Genomic DNA, 19,624 nt, shown 5'->3' with positions numbered 1-19,624 from the left:
GGATCGAGGCGAGCGTCAGCTCGCGTCGACCTGCGCCTGGATCTCGGTCAGCACGTCCTGCGCGGGCTTCGACTGGATCTGGCCGAACAGCGACTTGAACGCGCCGTCGGTGGCCTGCCACTTGGGGTTCGAGCTCGGGTAGAACTGCGCGTCGGGCAGCACCTCGAGGAACGGCGCGAGCGCCTCGTCGTCCTTCAGCTGCTCGGCACCCGACTTGGTGACGGGGAGGAAGCCCTCGGCCTGCACCCACGGCACGTACACGTCGGCCGAGTAGTAGTAGTCGAAGAACTTCTTGATCGCGTCCTGCTTGTCGCCGTCGTTCTGGAAGGCCATGAGCTGGTCCATGACGCCGAGCGTGAAGGGCGAGCCGTCCTTCGTCGGGATCGGGACGATCGAGTAGTTCAGGTCGGGGTTGCCGTCCTCGATCTGGCCGACGGTCGGCGGGAGGCCGACCTGCATGCCGATCTTGCCCTGGACGAAGATCTCCATGAGCGGGGTGCGGTCGGTCGAGCCCGGGTCGGCCTGCGTGGCGCCCGCGTCGATCATCTTCTTGATCTGGTCGGCGCCCGGCAGGTTCTCGGGGATGTCGACCGTGATCTCCTCGGCGTCGCCGAAGGTGCCGCCGCCGCCCCAGAGCCACACGGCCGCCTCGGCCTGCGCCTCTTCCGAGCCGAGCGGCATGCCGTAGCCGGCCACGCCGCCGCCGAGCTTCGAGATCTTGGTGGCCGCGTCGAGCAGCTCGTCCCAGTTGGTCGGCGCAGCGCTCACGCCGGCCTGCTCGAGGAGGTCGTTGTTGACGAACAGCGCGCGGGCCGAGGCGATGAGGGGCAGCGCGTACGCGGTGCCGTCGACCTCGGCGTTCGCGAGGAACGAGTCCTGGAAGTCGCTGTAGGTGTCGTCGGAGACGACGTCCTTCGTCTCGTAGAGCAGGCCGTCGGCCGCGAAGCCGGCGAAGGGGCCGCCGTTGTAGATGTCGGGGGCCTCGCCGCCCTGGATCTTCGTCGTGATGACCGACTCGAGGTTGTCCCACGACTGGACCTCGAGCTTGACGTCGATGTCGGGGTTCTCCTTCTCGAAGCCCTCGATGACGGTGTCCCAGTTGTCCTGGGTGGCGTCGGAGTAGCTCGGAACGAGCATGTTGAGCGTGGTCTTGCCGGAGGCGTCGCCGCCGTCGCTGCCGTTGCCGCCGCCGAAACCGCACGACGCGAGCGTCAGCGACGCGGTGGCCGCGAGCGCGATCGCGGCGCCCAGGCGCAGTGACTTCTTCATTGAATGCTTCCTCACTCTGGTGGTCGGCGCACCGGCGGCGAAGGGTCACGCGCCAGTGCGTTCGCTCGAAAGCTGCAGTGATCGTGAAATCAATTGCAGTTTCATGAACGTTTCGTCGAACAAATGATCAGGTGCGTTCATTCGACGCTGGGCAATCTATTCCGGATGCCTCACGGCCGTCAAGCCGCGGAAGCCATTTGTTATCAGATTTTGTTCAGATCCCTCACAAACCCCGTGTTTGCGGGGTAGTGATGGGAAACGATCTTTTCAATGATCGCTGGACACGGATTGCAGTCATCTGCAATCATTGCTGCGTCAGTGCCCTGCGTCGCCGGGCCCGCCCCACCGACTGGAGATCCCGTGACCGTGCCCAGCGCATCCGCCCCCGCCGCCCACATGGCCGCCGAGCTCGCCTCGCAGCCCGAGACGTGGGCGCGCGCGGCCGAGCTGCGCGACGAGCAGTCGCGCCTCCCCCGGCGCGGCGAGCGCATCGCGGTCGTCGGCTGCGGAACCAGCTGGTTCATGGCGCAGTCGTACGCGTGGCTGCGCGAGTCGGGCGGCCACGGCGAGACCGACGCGTTCGCCGCCTCCGAGGCGTTCGCGCTCCGCGGCTACGACGCGGTGGTCGCCCTCACGCGCTCCGGCACCACGACCGAGGTGCTGCAACTCGTCGAGGAGCTGCGCGGCGAGGTCCGCACGGTGGGGGTCATCGGCGACGCCTCGTCGCCGCTCGTCGGCCTCGTCGACGACGCGATCACCCTGCCGTTCGCCGACGAGCAGTCGGTCGTGCAGACCCGGTTCGCGACGACGGCGCTCGCCCTGTTCCGCGCCTCGCTCGGCGAGGACCTCGCCCCCGCGATCGCCGATGCCGAGCGTGCGCTCGCGAGCGACCTCGACCCCGCGCTCGTCGAGGCGGACCAGTACACGTTCCTGGGCCGCGGCTGGGGCGTCGGCCTCGCCCACGAGGCAGCGCTCAAGATGCGCGAGGCGTCGCAGTCGTGGACCGAGTCGTACCCGTCGATGGAATACCGCCACGGGCCGATCGCGATCGCCGCGCCCGGCCGGGTGACCTGGCAGTTCGGCGAGGCGCCCGAGGGCCTCGCCGCCGATGTGGCCGCGACCGGCGCCCGGTTCGAGACGAGCACGCTCGACCCCATGGCCGACCTCGTGCGCGCGCAGCGCGTCTCGCTCGCCCGTGCGCTCGCCCGCGGGCTCGACCCCGACCAGCCCCGCAACCTCACGCGGTCCGTCATCCTCGAGGGCTGACCCGATGACCGCCGAGCCGATGAGGGAGGACCCGGCTCCGCTGGGTCCCGGCGCCGCCGTGCTCGCATTCGACGTCGGCGGCACCGACACCAAGTCGGGTCTCGTGGATGCCTCGGGCCGGGTGCTCGGGCTCCGCCGCACGCCGACGCCGCTCGACGCGCACGACCCGGCCGGCGCGATCGCGCGATCGTTCGCCGAGCTCGCCGACGCGCTCCGCGCCGACGCGCCCGGCGTCGTCCCGGTCGCCGTCGGCGTCAGTGTTCCGGGGCTCGTCGACGAAGTGGCCGGCATCGGCATCTTCTCGTCGAACCTCGGCTGGCGCGATGCGCCCATCCGCGACCTCGCCGAGGGCGCGCTCGGCCTCCCGGTCGCCTTCGGGCACGACGTCCGCGCCGCGGGCGACGCCGAGCACCGGCTCGGCGCGGCGCGCGGCTACGACGACGCCGTCGTGCTCGCGATCGGCACGGGCATCGCGAGTTCGATCCTGATCGGAGGACGTCCGTACGCCGGCGGCGGCTACGCCGGGGAGTTCGGGCACTCGCTCGCCGACCCGGCGGGTGAACGCTGCGCGTGCGGGGCGATCGGATGCCTCGAGACGATCGCCTCAGCCGGCGCGATCGCGCGCCGGTACGCCACCGCGACCGGTCGGCCGGTCGCGGGCGCACGGGCGGTGCTCGCTGCCGCGAGCGCCGGCGACGCCACCGCGCGCGGCATCTGGGACGACGCGATCGAGGCTCTGGCCCAGGCCCTCGCACGACTCGTCGCGAACCTCGCTCCCGAGGCCGTGGTCATCGGCGGCGGCCTGTCGCAGGCCGGCCCGGCGCTGTTCGACCCCCTGGGCGACCGCCTCGACGCGCTGCTGAGCTTCCACCGGCGGCCCGTGCTCGTGCGCGCGTCGCTCGGCGACGATGCGGGCCTGCTCGGCACGGCGCTCGCCGCGCGCGACCTCGCGGCATCCCATGGTTCGGAGTACGACGCGCGGGTGCCTCGAAACCCCGGCGAGGAGACGGCATCGTGATCCTCACCGTGACGGCGAACCCCGCCGAAGACCTCACCTGGCACGTCGACGCGCTGCGCCCCGGGGAGACCCACCGTGTGCCCGCGGGAGTCTCGCGCGCGGGCGGCAAGGGCCTCAACGTCGCGCGCGTGCTCGCCGATGAGGGCCACGACGTGCTCGCGCTCACGACCGCCGGGGGCGCAGCCGGCGACCGGCTCGTCGCCGATCTCGAACGCAGCGGCATCGCCCACCGCACCGTGACCGTCGCGGGCGAGACCCGGCGCAGCCTCGCGTTCGTCGACGAGGCGAGCGGCGAGACCACGATCTTCAACGAGCTCGGCGCCCCGCTCGAGGCCGCGGAGTCCGCGCAGTTCCTCGCCGAGGCCACCCGGCTCGGTCGTACGGCCTCGGTCGTCGCCGTCTCGGGCAGCCTGCCGCCGGGGCTCGACCCCGCCGATCTCGCGGCCCTCGTGGCGGAGCTCGTCGCAGCCGGCACCGCCGTCATCGTCGACACGAGCGGCCCGGCGCTCGTCGCGGCCGCCCGTGCCGGTGCGACCGTGCTGAAGCCCAACCGCGACGAACTCGCCGAGGTCACCGGCCTCACCGACCCGATGGCGGGCGCCCGCGTCCTCATCGAGGCCGGTGCCCGCCTCGTCGTCGTCTCGCTCGGTTCCGACGGGCTCATGGTCGTCGCCGCGGCGGAGGCCGGAGGCATCCGCGCCCGCCTCGCCGAGCCGTTGCGCGGCAACGCGACCGGCGCCGGCGACGCCGCCGTCGCCGCGATCGCCGCGGCCCTCGCCGCCGCACCGACACTCGCGACCGACCCGGCCGAGCAAGGGGCGCGCGTCGCGCTCGCACGCCGGGCCACGGCGTGGTCGGCGTCGGCCGTGCTCATGCCGCTCGCCGGCGCGCTCTCGCCCGAGCACGCGAGCCTCGAGTCCCGGGTCGTCGTCGAGATCGACGGCGGCCCGGAGACCCCGCTCTCCACCTCCGAACCGAAGGCCACCGCATGACGCTCACGTCCACCCGCACCATCCTCGAGGCCGCGGCCGCCGCCGGTACGGGCGTCGGCGCGTTCAACGTGCTCCACCTCGAGACGGCAGAGGCGCTCGCGGGCGCCGCCGAGGAGACCGGGCTGCCCGTGATCCTGCAGCTCTCGGAGAACTGCGTGCACTACCACGGCGCGTTCGAACCGATCGCACGGGCCACGCTCGCGGTCGCCGAGGCGTCGACGGCGCGGGTCGCCGTGCACCTCGACCACGCGGAGGACGCCGGGCTCGCGCTGCGTGCGATCGACCTCGGGTTCGGCTCGGTCATGTACGACGGGGCGAAGCTCGACTTCGCCGACAACGTCGCGACCACGCAGCGGGTCGTCGCCGCAGCGGCGACGCGCGGCGTGCTCGTCGAGGCCGAGCTCGGCGAGATCGGCGGAAAGGACGGCGCGCACGCCCCCGGCGTCCGCACCGACCCCGACGAGGCGGCCCGCTTCGTCGCCGAGACGGGCGTCGACGCGCTCGCGGTGGCCGTCGGCTCGTCGCACGCGATGACCGAGCGCGTCGCCGCGCTCGACCTCGAGCTCATCGCCCGGCTGCACGCCGCCGTGCCGGTGCCGCTCGTGCTGCACGGGTCGTCGGGCGTGCCCGACGAGACGATCGTCGCCGGCATCGCCGCCGGCCTCACCAAGATCAACGTGTCGACGCACCTGAACAAGGCGTTCACGGGGGCGATCCGGGAGTTCCTCGCGGAGCACCCCGCCGCCGTAGACTCTCGCAAGTACGTCGCGGCGGGCCGCGACGCGGTGCGCATCGAAGCGGGCCGGATGCTGCGGCTCTTCGCCTCGGCCGGGGCCGGGAAGGACGGGATCGGATGAATCGCGCGGAACGGCTGAGCGCCGTCCTCGATCTTCTCGCCGACGGCGGGCAGGTCGAGGTCGAGCAGATCGTCGAACGGCTGAACGTGTCGCCCGCGACCGCCCGTCGCGACCTCGACGCGCTCGCGAGCCAGCAACTGCTCACCCGCACCCGTGGCGGCGCGGTCGCGCATTCGGTCGCGTACGACCTTCCCATCCGGTACAAGAACCAGCAGAACCCCGAGTCCAAGGCCGCGATCGCGCGGGCCGCGAGCGCGATGGTGCCGCGCGGCGCCGTGATCGGGCTGTGCGGCGGCACGACGGCGACCGCGATCGTCGAGGCGCTCATGTCGCGTGCCGACATCATGGAGCCGGCGACCGACCCGAGCCTCACCGTCGTGACGAACGCGATCAACATCGCCATGCAGCTCGCGATCCGGCCCCAGATCAAGACGGTCGTCACGGGCGGCGTCGTGCACGCGCGCTCGTACGAGCTCGTCGGCGCCTACACCGACGCGGTGCTCGGCAGCGTCACGCTCGACTACGCCTTCATCGGGGTCAACGGCATCGACCCGGCGCTCGGCCCGACCTCGCACGACGAACGGGAGGCGGCGGTCAACGCGCTGATGGCGTCGCGCGCGACGCACCCCGTGATCGTCGCCGACTCGTCGAAGCTCGACAAGCGGGCATTCGCGGCGATCGGACCGCGGCGGCTCTTCTCGACGATCATCACCGATTCGGGGGTCACCGAGGAGCAGCTGGCCCGTCTCGCCGACCACGGGTACGACGTTATCGTTGCTTAGGTGAGCACCCCCGACGAATCCTCGCCTGCTTCGACCGTCATCCACTCGGCGCGCCTCGTGTCGGGCTTCGACAGCGTCCCCGACGCGTGGGTGCGGTTCGAGGGCGGCCGCGTCGCCGAGCGCGGGCTCGGCGACGGATGGCGCGCTGCACTCGACCCGGCGACGAGCGTGACGGATGCCTCGGGGCGGTTCCTCGTACCCGGGTTCATCGACCTGCACTGCCACGGCGCCGGCGGCTTCGCCGCCGACGAGGGCGACGAGGCGATCGAGGCCATCCTCGCGGTGCACAACGCGCACGGCACGACGCGCTCGGTGCTCTCGCTCGTGACCGCTTCCGTCGATCGGCTCGCCGAGCAGGTCGCCTCGATCGCGCGGTTCGCGGCGCGCGACCCGCGGGTGCTCGGTTCGCATCTCGAAGGGCCGTTCCTCGACGACGGGTACCGCGGTGCGCACGACCCGGCGCTCCTGCGTGCGCCCGACACCGGGGCGGTCGACCTGCTGCTCGCCGCCGCGGGCGGAACGCTGCGCCAGATCACCATCGCCCCCGAGCACGACGGCGCCGCCGCGGCGATCGCGCGGTTCGTCGATGCGGGGGTCGTCGTCGCCGTCGGGCACACGGGCGCCGACTTCGCGACGGCGCTCGCGGCGTTCGATGCGGGGGCGTCGATCCTGACGCACGCGTTCAACGGCATGCGAGGCATCCACCACCGTGCCCCCGGGCCGGTCGTGGCGGCGATGCACGCCGACCACGTGACCCTCGAGATCATCAACGACGGCGTGCACGTGCACCCCGACGTCGTGAGGCTCGCGTTCTCGGGCGCCCCCGGCAGGGTCGCCCTCATCACGGACGCGATGGCCGCGGCCGGCGCCGCCGACGGCGAGTACGTCCTGGGGTCGCTCGAGGTCGTCGTCGCCGACGGCATCGCGCGCCTGCGCGAGGGCGGATCGATCGCCGGCTCGACGCTCACGCTCGACGAGGCGCTCCGCCGCACGGTCGTCGAGTGCGGGATCCCGTTCGACCAGGCGATCGCGGCGCTCACGATGGTGCCCGCAGCGGCGATCGGCCGAGCGCACGACCTCGGCCGGCTCGATCGCGGCTACGCGGCGGATGCGGTGCTGCTCGGCGAGCAGCTCGACGTGCAGGCCGTGTGGTCGGGCGGCGTCCGGCTGGTCTGATCTCCGGGGGCGCGCAGTCCTGAGCGCTGCCCTGTTCCCGATCGCGTCTGACGAGAGAGGGTGGGCCAGTCGAGAGCGAGGGCGGGGCCCCGAGGCGTGTTCCCCATCGCCTCCGGACCCCAGCCCGATCGAGCGACGCGCCTCCCCCGGCGCGACCGCTGCTCCGCCGGCGGGTACCCGGCGGCCGTCTCGGTCTTCGGGTCCCCGAGACGGCGGTTCTCGGAGGGCGATTCTCACGCCCTCACCCCATGAGACGGGGTCGATGCGGATCTATGACGCGATTCCCGGAGAAATCTGCTGGAATTGGTGACATCCGCCCGGGCGCGTCATGATCAGCCCGTTCTCGCGTCTCTCGGGTGGGCCACCACTCGCGCCCGCGGGTGACGACCCGATCCGCCGACCGCACCCCACTGATCAGAAGGAGCCGCGTGCCCCCCGTGCGCACCGACCATGCCGCCGACGCGGCGCTCATCGAGCGCACCCGCCGGGGCGACTCCGCGGCGTACGGCGAGCTCTGGCAGCGGCATGCGGCCTCGGGCAGGACCGTCGCCCGCTCGTACAGCTCGCTCGATCCCGACGACCTCGTCGCCGAGTCGTTCACGCGCATCTACGACGCGATTCTCGCGGGCAAGGGCCCGACGGCCGCGTTCCGCCCGTATCTGTTCACGACCATCCGGAACACGGCCGCGAGCTGGGGCCGCGCACGCCACGAGACGAACCTCGAGACCCTCGAGTCGTTCGAGGACCCCGAGACGAGCGAGTCGGCGACCCTCGAGGCGCTCGACCGCTCGACGACGGCGCAGGCCTTCCGATCCTTGCCCACCAGGTGGCAGGAGGTGCTCTGGTACAGCGAGGTCGAGGGGATGACGCCGCAGCAGATCGCTCCGCTCGTCGGCATGAGCGCGAACTCGACGGCTGCGCTCGCGTACCGGGCGCGCGAGGGTCTCCGCCAGGCGTGGATCCAGGCGCACCTCAAGAACGCGACCGAGCCAGAGTGCCGCTGGACGATCGATCGGCTCGGCACGTACACCCGCGGCAAGCTGCGCGCCCGCGACACGGCGAAGCTCGAGGCCCATCTCGACGACTGCGCCCGCTGCACGATCGTGGCGGCCGAGGCCCGGGAGGTCGGTTCGCGCCTCGCGCTCGTGCTGCTGCCGCTCGCGGCCGGCATCGGCGGTGCGACCGCCTATTCGGCCTGGCTGTCCCAGGGCACGGCCGTCACGACCCTCGCCATGGGTGCCGGCGGCGTGGGCGCTGCAGGAGCCGGCGCCGCGTCGACCGGGACGGCGGGCGCGGCAAGCGCGGCCGGTTCCTCTGGTGCTGCGTCGTCGACGGGAGCCGCGGGCTCGGCCGGTGCCGCCGGCTCGGGGGTCGCGGTCGGCACGGGTGTCGCGATCGGCGCGGGGGCACTGGTGCTCGCCGCGGCGGCCGTCGCGATCGCCGTCATCGCACCGAGCCTGGTCGCGACGAACGATCCCGTCGCCGCCCCCCGTGAACGACGCCGTCGGCGAGCCGCCGGCAGCCCCCGAGGCAGCCGAGGCGCCGGCCCCCGCCGCACCGCCCCCACCCGTCGACGAGTCGGCGCCGGTTCCGCCCGTCGACGATGCCGTCGCGGACCCCGCCCCTGCGCCGGGCGACACCGAGGCGCGATCCACGCCGCCGGCTCCCGCACCGACACCGTCGCCCACGCCGGCCCCCACGCCGACGCCGACCCCCACGCCGACGCCCACGCCCACGCCCACGCCCACGCCGACGCCCACGCCGATCGACACCGAGGCGCTGGCGCCCGAGGTCTTCGAACCGGACACCGGCGGGGGGCTCGTCGAGCCCGTCGTCTCGGGCACCGCCGAGCCCGGAGCGACGGTCACGGTGAGCGCCGGCGCCGGAGCCGCACGAATCGCGGCGACGTCTTCGACCGCGGGCGGCTGGCAGACCACCGCCGACGCCGATGGCGCCTGGTCGCTGACCCTCGACGGCGTGCCTGCAGGCGATTCCGTCTACCGCGCCGTGCAGGTCGACGTGGCGGGCAACCAGTCCGAACCGACCGAGTTCGCGGTGCACCTCGCGACGCCGCCGAGGCTCAAGCTCTTCGTCTGGAAGGGCATCCTCTGGCGCATCGACGTGAGTGACGGGATCGCGGGCGCCGACGCCGATCTCGTCGTCGACGGCTCGACGTGGCACACGTTCACGCTCGACCGACGCGGTTCGGCGCGCTTCCGGCTCGTCGACGACGCCGAGTCGCTCCGGTCGATGACCGTGCGCTACCGCGTCGGCGACCGAGTGGGTCCCGTCGGCCAGGCCACGTCCTCCCAGGACGAGCCGGTCACGGCCTCCCCGAGCGCCGGCTGAGGCCGCGCGCCCGGTAATCTGGGCGGATGACGACGGATGCCGCGCCAGAACGCCTGTACCACTGGGTCGTGACCCTGAGCTGCGTCGACGGACCGGGCATCGTGCACGCGATCTCAGGTGCCATCGTCGCCTCCGGCGGCAACATCACCGAGAGCCAGCAGTTCGCGAGCCTCGACACCGGCCGCTTCTTCATGCGGTTGCAGGTCGAGTCGCCGGCCACCCGTGCCGACTTCGAGGCCGCGCTCGCGCCGGTGACCGAGCGCTGGAGCATGCAGTGGCACCTCGACGAGGTCGGCCGGCCGCTGCGCACGCTCGTGCTCGCCTCGACGGCCGGGCACTGCGTCAACGACCTGCTGTTCCGCCAGCGTGCGGGGCAGCTGCCGGTCGAGATCCCACTCGTGCTCTCGAACCACGGCACGCTGCGCGACCTCGTCGACTTCTACGGGGTCCCGTTCGAGTCGGCCGCGGTCACCAGCCCCGCCGAGAAGGCCGAGTTCGAGCGGCGCGTGCTCGCCGCGATCGACGAGCACGACATCGAGCTCGTCGTGCTCGCCCGGTACATGCAGATCCTCTCCCCCGAGCTGTGCGAGGCCCTCGCGGGCCGCTGCATCAACATCCACCATTCGTTCCTGCCGGGATTCAAGGGCGCGAACCCCTATCGGCAGGCCCACGCGCGCGGCGTGAAGCTCATCGGGGCGACGGCGCACTTCGTGACGAGCGACCTCGACGAGGGCCCGATCATCGAGCAGAACGTCGTGCGCGTCGACCACTCGCGATCCGTCGCCGAGCTCGTCGCGATCGGCCAGGACGAGGAGAGCCGCACCCTCAGCCAGGCGGTCAAGTGGTTCGCCGAGCGCCGCGTGCTGCTCGACGGCGCCCGCACCATCATCTTCCGCTGAGTCGCGCGGGTAGACTCGAGGGTTGTGAGCAACGCACCCCAGCCCGCGCAGTCCGCCCAGCCGAAGATCGGGCCGAACGACATCCTGCGGTTCTTCCTCGAGCTGTTCGCGATCGTCTCGCTCGGCATCTTCGGCTTCACCGCGTTCGCGCTGCCGTGGCCGGGCATCCTCGTCGGCATCGGCGCCCCCGCGCTGGCGATCCTGCTCTGGGGCCTGTTCCGCTCACCCAAGGCCGTCTTCCGGGTCGACCCGTTCGTGAAGGCGCTCGTCGAGATCGCCGTGTTCTCGTCGGCCGCGATCGCGTGGTGGATCATGGGCCAGCCCGTCGTCGCCGTCGTCTTCGCCGTGATCGCCGCAGTGAGCGGCATCATCAACGGGCGCAAGGAACTGGCGGGCTGACGACGCGACCCCGCTCCGCCTGCCGGGCGGGCGGGGTGCGTGGTCGCTGCCGAGCCTTCAGGCCTCCACGGCCGCCTCGGCATCGGGCTCCGCGCCGCCCGCCGTGCGGAAGTGCCCCACCACGCTGAGCAGCAGCCCGCCGACGGCCCACGCGGCGAGCACGAGCCACGGGAAGGTCGTGTCGGCCGCCGGGAAGTACGAGAGGTCGCGCACGAGCGTCGCGGCGGCGCCCGGCGGGAACCATTGGCCGATCTCGCCCCATGGCTCGGCGATGAACTCCTTCGGGATCGCCGCCGCCGAGATCGGGTTGGCGAACAGCAGCATGACGACGGGACCCACGGCGATGCCGGCCCGGCCGAAGAGGGCGACGAAGCCCGTGATCGGCGCCGCGATCGCTGCGAGGGCGAGTCCGATCGCGGCGGCGTTGAGCCAGTAGTCGCCCTGCAGCGCACCGAACCAGCCCTGCAGGATGCCGGCGAGCACGAGCCCGCCCGCGGCGGCGTAGACCACGACGGCGAGCACCCGGCGCATCGCGCCGATCACCGAGAGCGAGATGGCGATGCCGCCGAGCATGCCGCCGAGCACGAGCGGGAAGAGCGCGGCCGCGAGCCCCGTGCCGCGCGGGTCGGTGTCGGCGAGCGGTACGACATCGGTGACCGCGACGTCGATGTGCGGCGGCGCGGTCGGAGCACCGGCCGCCTCTGCGGCGGCCGCCGCCTGCGCGTTGACGCCCTCTTCGAGGTTCGTCGCGACCGTGCCGAGCAGTTGGGCGACGACGAGGCTCCCGGCCGACGTGGTGAGCACCTCTGGCGCCTGGCCGAGCACCACGGCGCCGTAGACCTCGCGGGTCTCGATCGCGCTGACGGCGGCATCACGGTCGTCGACCTCGACGAACGCGATCGCGCCCGGCTGCTGCTCGTCGACGGCCGCCTCGGCCGCATCGACGGCCTCGGCCGGGCCGGTGATCGCGATCGGCAGGTCCTTCGCCTCCGCCGTGACCGACGGCCACGAGAAGGCGAGCACGATGACCGCGACGACGGCGGCGAGGGCGAGGCCGAGTCCGACGACGCGTGCGATGGGGGTATGCCGGTTCACGGCATCGGCGTGGGGCATGGTTGGCGCCTCCTCAGGGCGAGCGGCCGTGGCGGCGGGCAGCGGCGTTCGGCCCGGCCGGCCCGCCTCATCGGCATCTATAAAACGAATGTTCGTTCTTTATAAGAATGCGCCCGCAGCCTATGCTTGTCAAGAACGTTCATTCTGTTTGCGACGAGGAGGCGACCATGCCGAAGGTCACCGCCGAGCATCGCGCCGCCCGCCGCGACGAGATCCTCGACGCCGCGCTGCGCGCCTTCTCGGAGAAGGGCTTCCAGCGCACCTCGATGGCCGACATCATCTCGGAGTCGGGCTTGTCGGCGGGCGCGATCTACGGGCACTTCACCGGCAAGCGCGACCTCGTCGCGGCCGTCGCCGCGCGAACGCTCGAGGCCCGTCGATCCGAGCTGCTCGCCCGCCGCGCCGACGACGGGCGCCCGCTCTCGCCCGGCGAGGTCATGGCCACGATCGTCGACGGCATGCGCCACGAGGGGTTCAGCCGCATCCTGCTGCAGCTCTGGGCCGAGGCCGCGATCGACGACGAGATCCGCGAACTCGTGCAGGGCGTGCTCGTGCGCCTGCGCGAGACGCTGCGCACCCAGCTCGTCGAGTGGGGCGAGGCCAATGCCGACCGCATCGACGGCGCCCCCGAGGCATGGGCGGCTCGCCTCACGCCGGTGCTCATCGCCCTCGGGCCGGGCTTCGTCGTGCAACGGCAGCTCGTCGACGGCTTCGACGAGGATGCGTACCTCGCAGCCCTCCCCGAGGCCCTCCCCCACTGACCCGCGTCGGGCCCGTCACGGGCGACGACGACGGATGCCTCGGAGCGACGCGCGCCCGAGGCATCCGTACTCGTGGAGCGGCGGTCAGATGCCCTGCCAGGCCGGCTTGTTCGCCCAGGCGTGCCGGTAGTAGTCGAGGTTGGCGAGCCGCGATGCGGCCGCGGCGTCGACGATCACCGTCGCGTGCGGGTGCAGCTGGATCGCCGATCCGGGCTGGCTCGCGGAGACCCCGCCCTCGACCGCGGCGGCGACCGCCTCGGCCTTGGCCTCGCCGAAGGCGAGGAGCACGAGATGCCGCGCCCGCAGGATCGTGCCGATCCCCTGCGTGATGCAGTGCATCGGCACGTCGTCGGGCGAGTCGAAGAACCGTGCGTTGTCGATGCGGGTCGGCTCGGTGAGCGTCTTCACGCGGGTGAGCGACGCGAGCGACGAGCCCGGCTCGTTGAAGCCGATGTGGCCCGTGCGGCCGATGCCGAGGATCTGCAGGTCGACCCCGCCGGCCGCGGTGATCGCGGCCTCGTAGTCCGCGCCCGCGTGCTCGATCGTCGCCGGGTCGCCGTTCGGCACTCGCACGAGCTCGGGCGTGAGGCCGAGCGGTTCGACGACTTCGCGGGTGATGACGGCCCGATAGCTCTCGGGGTGGCCCGCCGGGAGCCCCACGTACTCGTCGAGCGCGAACCCGCGCACGCCCCGCACGTCGATCGACTCGGCCGAGATTCGCGCGGCGAGGGCGCGATAGCTCGCGAGCGGGGTCGAACCGGTGGCGAGCCCGAGCACCGCATCGGGCTTCCGCCTGATGAGCGAGACGATCGCGTCGGCGACGAGCTCGCCGGCGGCCTCGTCGCTGTCGACGATTACGACTTCTGCCATTGCGCTACTCCAACCAGGGCAGCGCCCACTGCCGCTGCCGGGAAACCGAGGGGGATGACCTGGACCCGCTCAGCGAGATCCAGTGAGGCGAGGAACGCCGAGTCGGCGGCCCACTCGTTCAGGATACGGCGCGTGCCGACGACGAGCGGGTCGCCGAGCGCGGCGAGCCCCCCGCCGATGACGACGTCGTCGACGTCGGCGGTCAGCACGAGGAGCCGCACCGCGGCGGCGACGCCCCAGAGGAACCGCTCGCGCACCCGCACCGCCTCGGCGTCACCGGCCTCGGCCGCGTCGAAGAGTTCTCGGGCGGGCAGCTCGGCGAGCGTCGGCCAGGTTCTCGCGATCGCCGACCCCGACGCGAACGTCTCGAGGCAGCCGCGCTGCCCGCACCCGCACCGATCACCGGCCGGATCGACCGGGATGTGCCCGATCTCGCCGGCGACGCCGTGCCCGCCGCGCAGCAGGCGCCGGCCCTGCACGATGCCTGCGGCGAGACCGGTGCCGAGGTTCAGGTAGGCCATCGACCGTTCGCCGACGACGCCTGCGTCCGCCCGGTCGTCCGTGCGGCCGAGCAGGTGGTGGGCGCCGAGCGCCGCGGCCTTGACGTCGTTCTCGATGCGCACGTCGATGCCCAGCCGGTCGGCGAGCCGCGCGCCGAGGTCGAGGCCCTCGAGCCCGAGGTTCACGGCATGCGCGACCCGACCCGTCTCGTTGTCGACGGCTCCGGGGATGCCGATGCCGATCGAGGTGAAGGCGCCCGTGCCGAGCCCCGAGACCTCCGCCATGCGTTCGACGGTGCGCAGGGCGGTCTCGACCACCGCGTCGGCGCCGAACCCGGTCGGCATGCGCACCTGGTCGCTCAGTTCGCCGCCGTCGCCGATCGCCACTGCGGCGGTCTTCGTACCGCCGATGTCGATGCCGAGCCGCACGACGCCACCGAGGCTCACCGGGCCGCCAACGGCGCGAGTGCGCCGTCGACGAAGGCGAGCACCGCATCGCCGACCAGGCGGGAGGCCCCGAAGGTCGCGACGTCCGCATAGGCGCGATCGTGCGACGGCCAGCCCATGTCGATCGTCACGACGTCGTCGCGCACGGCGCGGAGCGCGTCGATCGCGGCGCGGGCGAACGCGTGCCGGTGCAGGTCCTTGCCGACGACGAGCACCGAGCCGGAGAGGGCGGCGGGGTCGGCGAGTCCGGACCCCTCGTCGAGGGGGACGATCTCGGCACGGCTCAGCCACGACGGGCGCTCGGCGACCGCCTCGGCCGCGAACGGCCCCCACGGCGCGACGCCGATGGCGATGTTCGCCACCGTGTCGACGCGGATCACCGTGCCGATGCCCGACGTTCGCGAGAGGCGTTCGCTCGCGTCATCCGACACCTCGAACGCCCCGACCACGCGGGCGATCTCCTCGTCGTCGTGGGCGGGCTCGATCACATCGGGCGCGGCGGGGCCCTCGGGCACCGCCGGGGCCGTGGCCCCGAGGGCACGCACCCGTGCCGCGGCGTCGCGAACCCGATCGACCGGGAGCCGGCCGGACGCGATCGCCTGTGCGACGGCGTCGACGATCTCGCTGATCTGGGCGTCGGTGTTGTCGGCGCCGATGCACAGCAGGTCGCAACCGGCGGCGAGGGCGCGCACAGCGGCTTCGGGTATGCCGTGCACGCCGCTCGCCCCCTTCATGTCGAGGGCGTCACTCACGATGACGCCCTCGAACCCCAGCTCCCCGCGGAGCAGGCCGTGCAGAATACGCGGGGAGAGGGTGGCCGGGTTCTCCGCATCGAGCTGCGGGATGAGGATGTGCGAGGTCATGATCGTGCGGGTGCCCGCCGCGATCGCCGCCTCGAACGGCGCGAGCTCGCGATCGCGCAGCGTCGCGAGCGGCACGTCGACGACCGGAAGCGCGAGGTGCGAGTCGGTCGCGGTGTCGCCGTGCCCGGGGAAGTGCTTGGCGCTCGCGGCGATGCCGGTCTGCTGCAGGCCCTCGACCCATGCGGCGCTGTGCCGCGAGACGAGCGCCGGGTCGGCGCCGAAGCTCCGCACGCCGATCACCGGGTTGTCGGGGTTGGCGTTCACGTCGACGTCGGGCCCGAAGGTCACCGTGCAGCCGGTCGCGGCGAGCGCACGACCCACCTCGGCCGCGACCCGACGGGTGAGCTCGGGTTCGTCGATGCGGCCGAGCACGGCGTTGCCGGGGAACGGCGCCCCGCGGTCGTAGAAGAGCCGGGTGACATCGCCGCCCTCCTCGTCGATCGCGATGACGGCCTCGGGGTTCGCCTCGCGCAGGCTCGCGTTGAGCGCGCGCAACTGCTCGGGGTCGACGACGTTCTCGCCGAAGAGGCAGATGCCGCCGAGGCCGGCGCGCAGCCGGGCGAGCACCCACTCGGGGGCCACCGGCCCCACGAATGCGGGAAGCAGGGTCGTCAGGATGTCCCGGTGCAGCGCCACGGCATCACCGGTCTGAGTGGCGGCGCTCATCCCTTGACGGCTCCGGCCACGAGGCCGCCGACCATCCGCCGCTGCACGAACAGGAAGAAGATCACGACGGGCAGGGTGATGAGGGTCGAACCGGCCATGACGGCGCCCCAGTTGGTCGCCTCGGTCGCCGACTGGAACGAGTTCAGCCACGGCGGGAGGGTGAGGTTGTAGCCCTTGAGCAGGAGCAGGGCCATCAGGAACTCGTTCCAGCTCTGGATGAAGGCGAAGATGCCGGTCGAGACGAGCGCGGGCGCCATGAGCGGGAAGGTGACCTTCCAGAATGCCTGGGCCTTGGTGCAGCCGTCGATCATGGCCGCCTCCTCGAGCTCCTCGGGCACGCCCTTGACGAAGCCGCGCAGCGTCCAGATCGTGAACGGCACGACCGCGGCGAGGTGCACGATGAACAGGCCCAGCAGGGTGTTCATGAGGCGCCAGTCGTCGATCATGTTGTAGATCGTGAACATCATCGCCTCGCCCGGCACCATCTGCACGACGAGGACCGCGACGATGAAGAACACCCGGCCGCGGAACGCGAAGCGCGAGAGCGCGATCGACGCGAGGAAGGCGAAGACCGCGCCCACCACGACGACCGCGACGGCGACGATGATGCTGGAGCCGAGCGCGTGCGGGAAGTCGGTCTGGCCGGGCGCCGCCTCGCGGGTCCATGCCGTGACGTAGTTCTTGAACGTGAAGTCGAGCGGCAGCAGGCTCGGGTTGCGGCTGATGATCTGGTTCGAGGGGGTGAACGACATGTTCACCATCCAGTAGACCGGGAAGATCGAGCACACGATGATGACGAGTGCCCAGGCGTTGAGGCCGATGCGGCCGAACAGGCCCTTGCGGCGGCCGGCGCGCCGGCCGAGGCGGCCGCCGTCGCGGATCGTGGTGGCGGCGCGCGTGTCGGCCGCGACCGACCCGGGCTCTTCGGCGAGCTGCATTCCGGGACTGATGCTCACAGCTCTTCCTCGTCTTTCAGGGAGTTGCGGACGTTGAAGTAGGAGATGCTCATCAGCAGGATCATCATGAACACGCCGATCGCGGCGGTCGTGCCGAACTCGCCGATGCCCTGGCGGAACAGGTAGGTCGGCAGCACGTTCGTCTCGCTCGCGAGGCCGCCCTGCTGCTGCAGGGAGTACACCTGCGTGAAGATGCGCAGGTTCCAGATGGTCTCGAGCACGAGCACGGCGGTGATGACGTTGCGCATGTACGGCAGGATGATGAGCCGGAACCGCTGCCAGGCGCTCGCGCCGTCGAGCGACGACGCCTCGATGACCTCGTCGGGGACCTGGCCGAGGCCCGCGTAGAAGGTGATCGCGGCGAAGGGGATGCTCTGCCACGTGACGATGATGACGAGCACCATCATGAACGACCACGGGTTCTCGAGCCAGCCGTGGCCGCGCCAGTCCTGCGTGCCGGTGATCGTGTTGAGGGCCCAGTTGACGACGCCGTAGTCGGTGTCGAACATCCAGCCCCAGACGACGGTCGCGGCGAGCGGCGGCATCGCCCAGGCGAACAGCAGCGCGATCGAGACGGCGAGGCGCCAGGCCTTCGAGAGCTTCGTCAGGGTCAGCCCGATGAGCATGCCGAACACGACGATGAGCACGGTGAGCACGACCATGAGGCCGAGGCTGCGGGCGAGCACCTGGGGGAACTGCGAGTCGGTGAAGATCTCGAGGTAGTTGTCGAACCCGACGAAGTCGGGCGCCGTGCCGAGCATCTTGTTCTTGATCTCGAGGTTCGTGAACGAGGTGATGAACATCACGATCGTCGGGTAGACGACCATCACGATGAGGAGGGCGATGCTGGGGCCGAGCAGCGCCCAGGGCGCCCACGGCAGCGGCTTCTTCTTGCGGGCGCCTGCGGAGGAGCCCTTCGGGGGACGGGGTGGTCTGGTGGTCGGCGTGCGCGGCGCTGCGTCAGGCTCGGTGAGGGTTGCGCTCATGGCTGCTCCTCTGGGTGACCGCGAGGGGGACGCGGGTATGACTGATGGTACGACTCGCGGCACCGGCGCCGCTCGATCCGCTTCCGGCCGTGGCCGGGCAGAGGAGCGGGGGCGGAGCTGTGTGGGACTCCGCCCCCGCGGGGCTCAACAGGCTAGCTGTTGAGGATCTCCTCGATCTGCTTGTCGAGGTCGGCCGCGATGGTCGGCACGTCGCCACCCTGGGCGATCTTCACGAGCGCCTCCTGGATGATCTGCGAGGCCTCGACCTCGGCCCACTTCGGAGTGGTCGGGGTGACCTTCGAGTTCTCGAGCGCGGTGGCCTGGGCCTTCGCGATCGGGGTGTCGGGCAGCGACGACGCAGCCGCCGTCAGACCCGGGGTGAGGCCGCCCTCGGCGAGGAGCTTCTGGTAGCCCTCGCCCGCCATGATGTCGAGCGCGGCGCGAGCCTGCTCGGGGTTCGCGCTCTTCGTCGCGACGGCGATGTTCGAGCCACCGGCGAAGATCGGCGCGGTCTCACCGGCCGTGCCGCCCGGGAGCGGGAAGGCCTGGAGGTCCTTGCCGTAGGTGTCGGGGCAGCCGGGCGCCTCGGCGTCGGCCGGAGCCGTGATCGACCACTGCACCCACGCGGGTGCCGAGAGGAAGAGGACCTCACCGGCGCAGAACGGCACCTGGGGGTCGGTCTCGTCGCCGTCCTTCGGCGCGTTCGACGCCTTGAGGTAGACCTGCTGCAGCTGCGTCAGGCCCTCGATGCCGCCCTCGCTCGAGAAGCCGGCCTTCCACTCGTCGCCCTCCTGCTCGGCGATGAAGCCGCCGTGCTCCCAGACGTAGGGCAGCGCGTTGTACCAGTCGCGGCCCGGAGCCCAGATGCCCGAGACGGTGTCGGTCTTGCGAGCCTCGCCCGTCGCGACGTACTCGTCGAGCGTCGTGGGGAGGGCGGTGTCGCCGAGGACCTCGGGGCTGTAGAACACGATGCGGCCGCCGGCGTAGTACGGTGCGGCGTAGAGCTCGCCGTCGTAGGTCGCCGAGTCGACGAGGCCCGGCAGGTACGCCGAGCTGTCGAAGTCGTCGAGCGGGAGGAAGAGGCCCTGGTCGGCGAAGCTCGCCGTCTGGGTGTTCCCGACCTCGACCACGTCGGGCGAGTCGTTGGACTGGAGCGCGGCGGCGTAGGTGTCGCTCACGTCGGCCCAGGTCTTCTCCTCGACGTTGAGGGTCCAGCCCTTGTTCTCGGACTCGAAGGTGTCCTTGAGGTAGGCGCGGGCCTCCTTCGGGGTGTCGGTGCCGACGACCCAGACGGTGATCTCGCCGCCGTCGGCGGAACCGTTGTCGCCGCCACCGGTGCTGCAACCGGCGAGGGTCAGGGCAGCCGCGGCACCGAGGGCCACAATGCCGAGTTTCCTCATTTGTCGTTTCCTTTCATGGGGGTTGGGCTGGCAGCGGGGGTTCGCTGTCACCCTT

Annotated in this window: 19 protein-coding genes and 1 pseudogene; 11 read left to right on the top strand and 9 right to left on the bottom strand. The window is 72.0% G+C overall.

Going from position 1 to position 19,624, the window contains the following annotated elements; translation table 11 throughout:
* Positions 1-15: 15 nt before the first annotated feature.
* On the bottom strand, positions 16-1,269 hold the full coding sequence (locus tag LR269_RS07930; protein ID WP_231430198.1) for an extracellular solute-binding protein: 1,254 nt from the start codon (positions 1,267-1,269) through the stop codon (positions 16-18).
* A gap of 396 nt (positions 1,270-1,665) precedes the next feature.
* Here LR269_RS07930 and LR269_RS07925 point away from each other — a divergent pair, with 396 nt between their 5' ends.
* The 7 genes and pseudogenes from LR269_RS07925 to LR269_RS19090 form a co-directional block, all read left to right on the top strand.
* On the top strand, positions 1,666-2,535 hold the full coding sequence (locus LR269_RS07925; protein WP_231432282.1) for an SIS domain-containing protein: 870 nt from the start codon (positions 1,666-1,668) through the stop codon (positions 2,533-2,535).
* Between the two features lie 4 nt (positions 2,536-2,539).
* The gene (locus LR269_RS07920; RefSeq protein ID WP_231430197.1) at positions 2,540-3,553 is read left to right on the top strand and encodes an ROK family protein; all 1,014 of its coding nucleotides are present in this window, start codon (positions 2,540-2,542) and stop codon (positions 3,551-3,553) included.
* Positions 3,550-4,545: a 1-phosphofructokinase family hexose kinase gene (locus tag LR269_RS07915; RefSeq protein ID WP_231430196.1), complete on the top strand. Its 996-nt coding sequence runs from the start codon at positions 3,550-3,552 to the stop codon at positions 4,543-4,545. The genes LR269_RS07920 and LR269_RS07915 overlap by 4 nt, the downstream gene beginning before the upstream one ends.
* Positions 4,542-5,402 (top strand): class II fructose-bisphosphate aldolase, encoded by an 861-nt coding sequence (locus tag LR269_RS07910; RefSeq protein WP_231430195.1) that lies wholly within the window; start codon positions 4,542-4,544, stop codon positions 5,400-5,402. The genes LR269_RS07915 and LR269_RS07910 overlap by 4 nt, the downstream gene beginning before the upstream one ends.
* The gene (locus tag LR269_RS07905) at positions 5,399-6,184 is read left to right on the top strand and encodes a DeoR/GlpR family DNA-binding transcription regulator (protein ID WP_231430194.1); all 786 of its coding nucleotides are present in this window, start codon (positions 5,399-5,401) and stop codon (positions 6,182-6,184) included. Before LR269_RS07910 ends, LR269_RS07905 begins: the two co-directional genes overlap by 4 nt.
* The gene (nagA, locus tag LR269_RS07900; protein WP_231430193.1) at positions 6,185-7,360 is read left to right on the top strand and encodes an N-acetylglucosamine-6-phosphate deacetylase; all 1,176 of its coding nucleotides are present in this window, start codon (positions 6,185-6,187) and stop codon (positions 7,358-7,360) included.
* Positions 7,361-7,716: 356 nt separating this feature from the next.
* Positions 7,717-8,445 (top strand): annotated as a pseudogene (locus LR269_RS19090) (RNA polymerase sigma factor); the annotation flags it as partial.
* Positions 8,446-8,546: 101 nt separating this feature from the next.
* Here the strand turns inward: LR269_RS19090 and LR269_RS07895 are convergent.
* Entirely contained in the window at positions 8,547-8,807 is a 261-nt protein-coding gene (locus LR269_RS07895) for a hypothetical protein (RefSeq protein WP_231430192.1), read from the bottom strand.
* A 44-nt stretch (positions 8,808-8,851) separates the two neighbouring features.
* On the opposite strand from LR269_RS07895, the gene LR269_RS07890 reads away from it, so the two are divergent.
* From LR269_RS07890 to LR269_RS07880, 3 genes are read left to right on the top strand one after another with little or no spacing between them, the layout of a single operon-like run.
* On the top strand, positions 8,852-9,709 hold the full coding sequence (locus tag LR269_RS07890) for an Ig-like domain-containing protein (RefSeq protein ID WP_231430191.1): 858 nt from the start codon (positions 8,852-8,854) through the stop codon (positions 9,707-9,709).
* A gap of 26 nt (positions 9,710-9,735) precedes the next feature.
* Entirely contained in the window at positions 9,736-10,608 is an 873-nt protein-coding gene (gene purU, locus LR269_RS07885) for a formyltetrahydrofolate deformylase (protein ID WP_231430190.1), read from the top strand.
* A 24-nt stretch (positions 10,609-10,632) separates the two neighbouring features.
* Entirely contained in the window at positions 10,633-11,007 is a 375-nt protein-coding gene (locus LR269_RS07880) for a YrdB family protein (protein WP_231430189.1), read from the top strand.
* A gap of 57 nt (positions 11,008-11,064) precedes the next feature.
* Here the strand turns inward: LR269_RS07880 and LR269_RS07875 are convergent, their stop codons facing one another.
* Positions 11,065-12,120 (bottom strand): hypothetical protein, encoded by a 1,056-nt coding sequence (locus LR269_RS07875; protein ID WP_231430188.1) that lies wholly within the window; start codon positions 12,118-12,120, stop codon positions 11,065-11,067.
* A gap of 167 nt (positions 12,121-12,287) precedes the next feature.
* On the opposite strand from LR269_RS07875, the gene LR269_RS07870 reads away from it, so the two are divergent.
* A complete protein-coding gene (locus LR269_RS07870; RefSeq protein WP_231430187.1) occupies positions 12,288-12,881 on the top strand; it encodes a TetR/AcrR family transcriptional regulator in 594 nt (197 codons plus the stop codon).
* A gap of 84 nt (positions 12,882-12,965) precedes the next feature.
* Here the strand turns inward: LR269_RS07870 and nagB are convergent, their stop codons facing one another.
* From nagB to LR269_RS07840, 6 genes are all read right to left on the bottom strand, one after another.
* The gene (gene nagB / locus LR269_RS07865; protein WP_231430186.1) at positions 12,966-13,751 is read right to left on the bottom strand and encodes a glucosamine-6-phosphate deaminase; all 786 of its coding nucleotides are present in this window, start codon (positions 13,749-13,751) and stop codon (positions 12,966-12,968) included.
* Complete coding sequence (locus tag LR269_RS07860) at positions 13,736-14,698, bottom strand: ROK family protein (RefSeq protein ID WP_231430185.1); 963 nt, start codon at positions 14,696-14,698, stop codon at positions 13,736-13,738. The genes nagB and LR269_RS07860 overlap by 16 nt, the downstream gene beginning before the upstream one ends.
* Positions 14,695-16,227 carry a glycoside hydrolase family 3 protein gene (locus LR269_RS07855; protein WP_231430184.1) on the bottom strand — a complete coding sequence of 511 codons (1,533 nt, stop codon included), beginning with the start codon at positions 16,225-16,227 and terminating at the stop codon, positions 14,695-14,697. The genes LR269_RS07860 and LR269_RS07855 overlap by 4 nt, the downstream gene beginning before the upstream one ends.
* A complete protein-coding gene (locus tag LR269_RS07850; RefSeq protein ID WP_231430183.1) occupies positions 16,224-17,183 on the bottom strand; it encodes a carbohydrate ABC transporter permease in 960 nt (319 codons plus the stop codon). Before LR269_RS07850 ends, LR269_RS07855 begins: the two co-directional genes overlap by 4 nt.
* Positions 17,180-18,169 carry a carbohydrate ABC transporter permease gene (locus LR269_RS07845; RefSeq protein ID WP_231430182.1) on the bottom strand — a complete coding sequence of 330 codons (990 nt, stop codon included), beginning with the start codon at positions 18,167-18,169 and terminating at the stop codon, positions 17,180-17,182. The genes LR269_RS07850 and LR269_RS07845 overlap by 4 nt, the downstream gene beginning before the upstream one ends.
* A 152-nt stretch (positions 18,170-18,321) precedes the next feature.
* Positions 18,322-19,569, bottom strand: coding sequence for an extracellular solute-binding protein (locus tag LR269_RS07840; protein WP_231430181.1), 1,248 nt, complete (start codon positions 19,567-19,569; stop codon positions 18,322-18,324).
* Positions 19,570-19,624: the final 55 nt, after the last annotated feature.

The sequence above is a fragment of the Agromyces sp. S2-1-8 genome (assembly GCF_021129215.1).
GTDB classification, from domain to species: domain Bacteria; phylum Actinomycetota; class Actinomycetes; order Actinomycetales; family Microbacteriaceae; genus Agromyces; species Agromyces chromiiresistens.
Note: the sequence above shows the minus strand (reverse complement) of the source record. Positions and strands in the feature narration are given on the sequence as shown.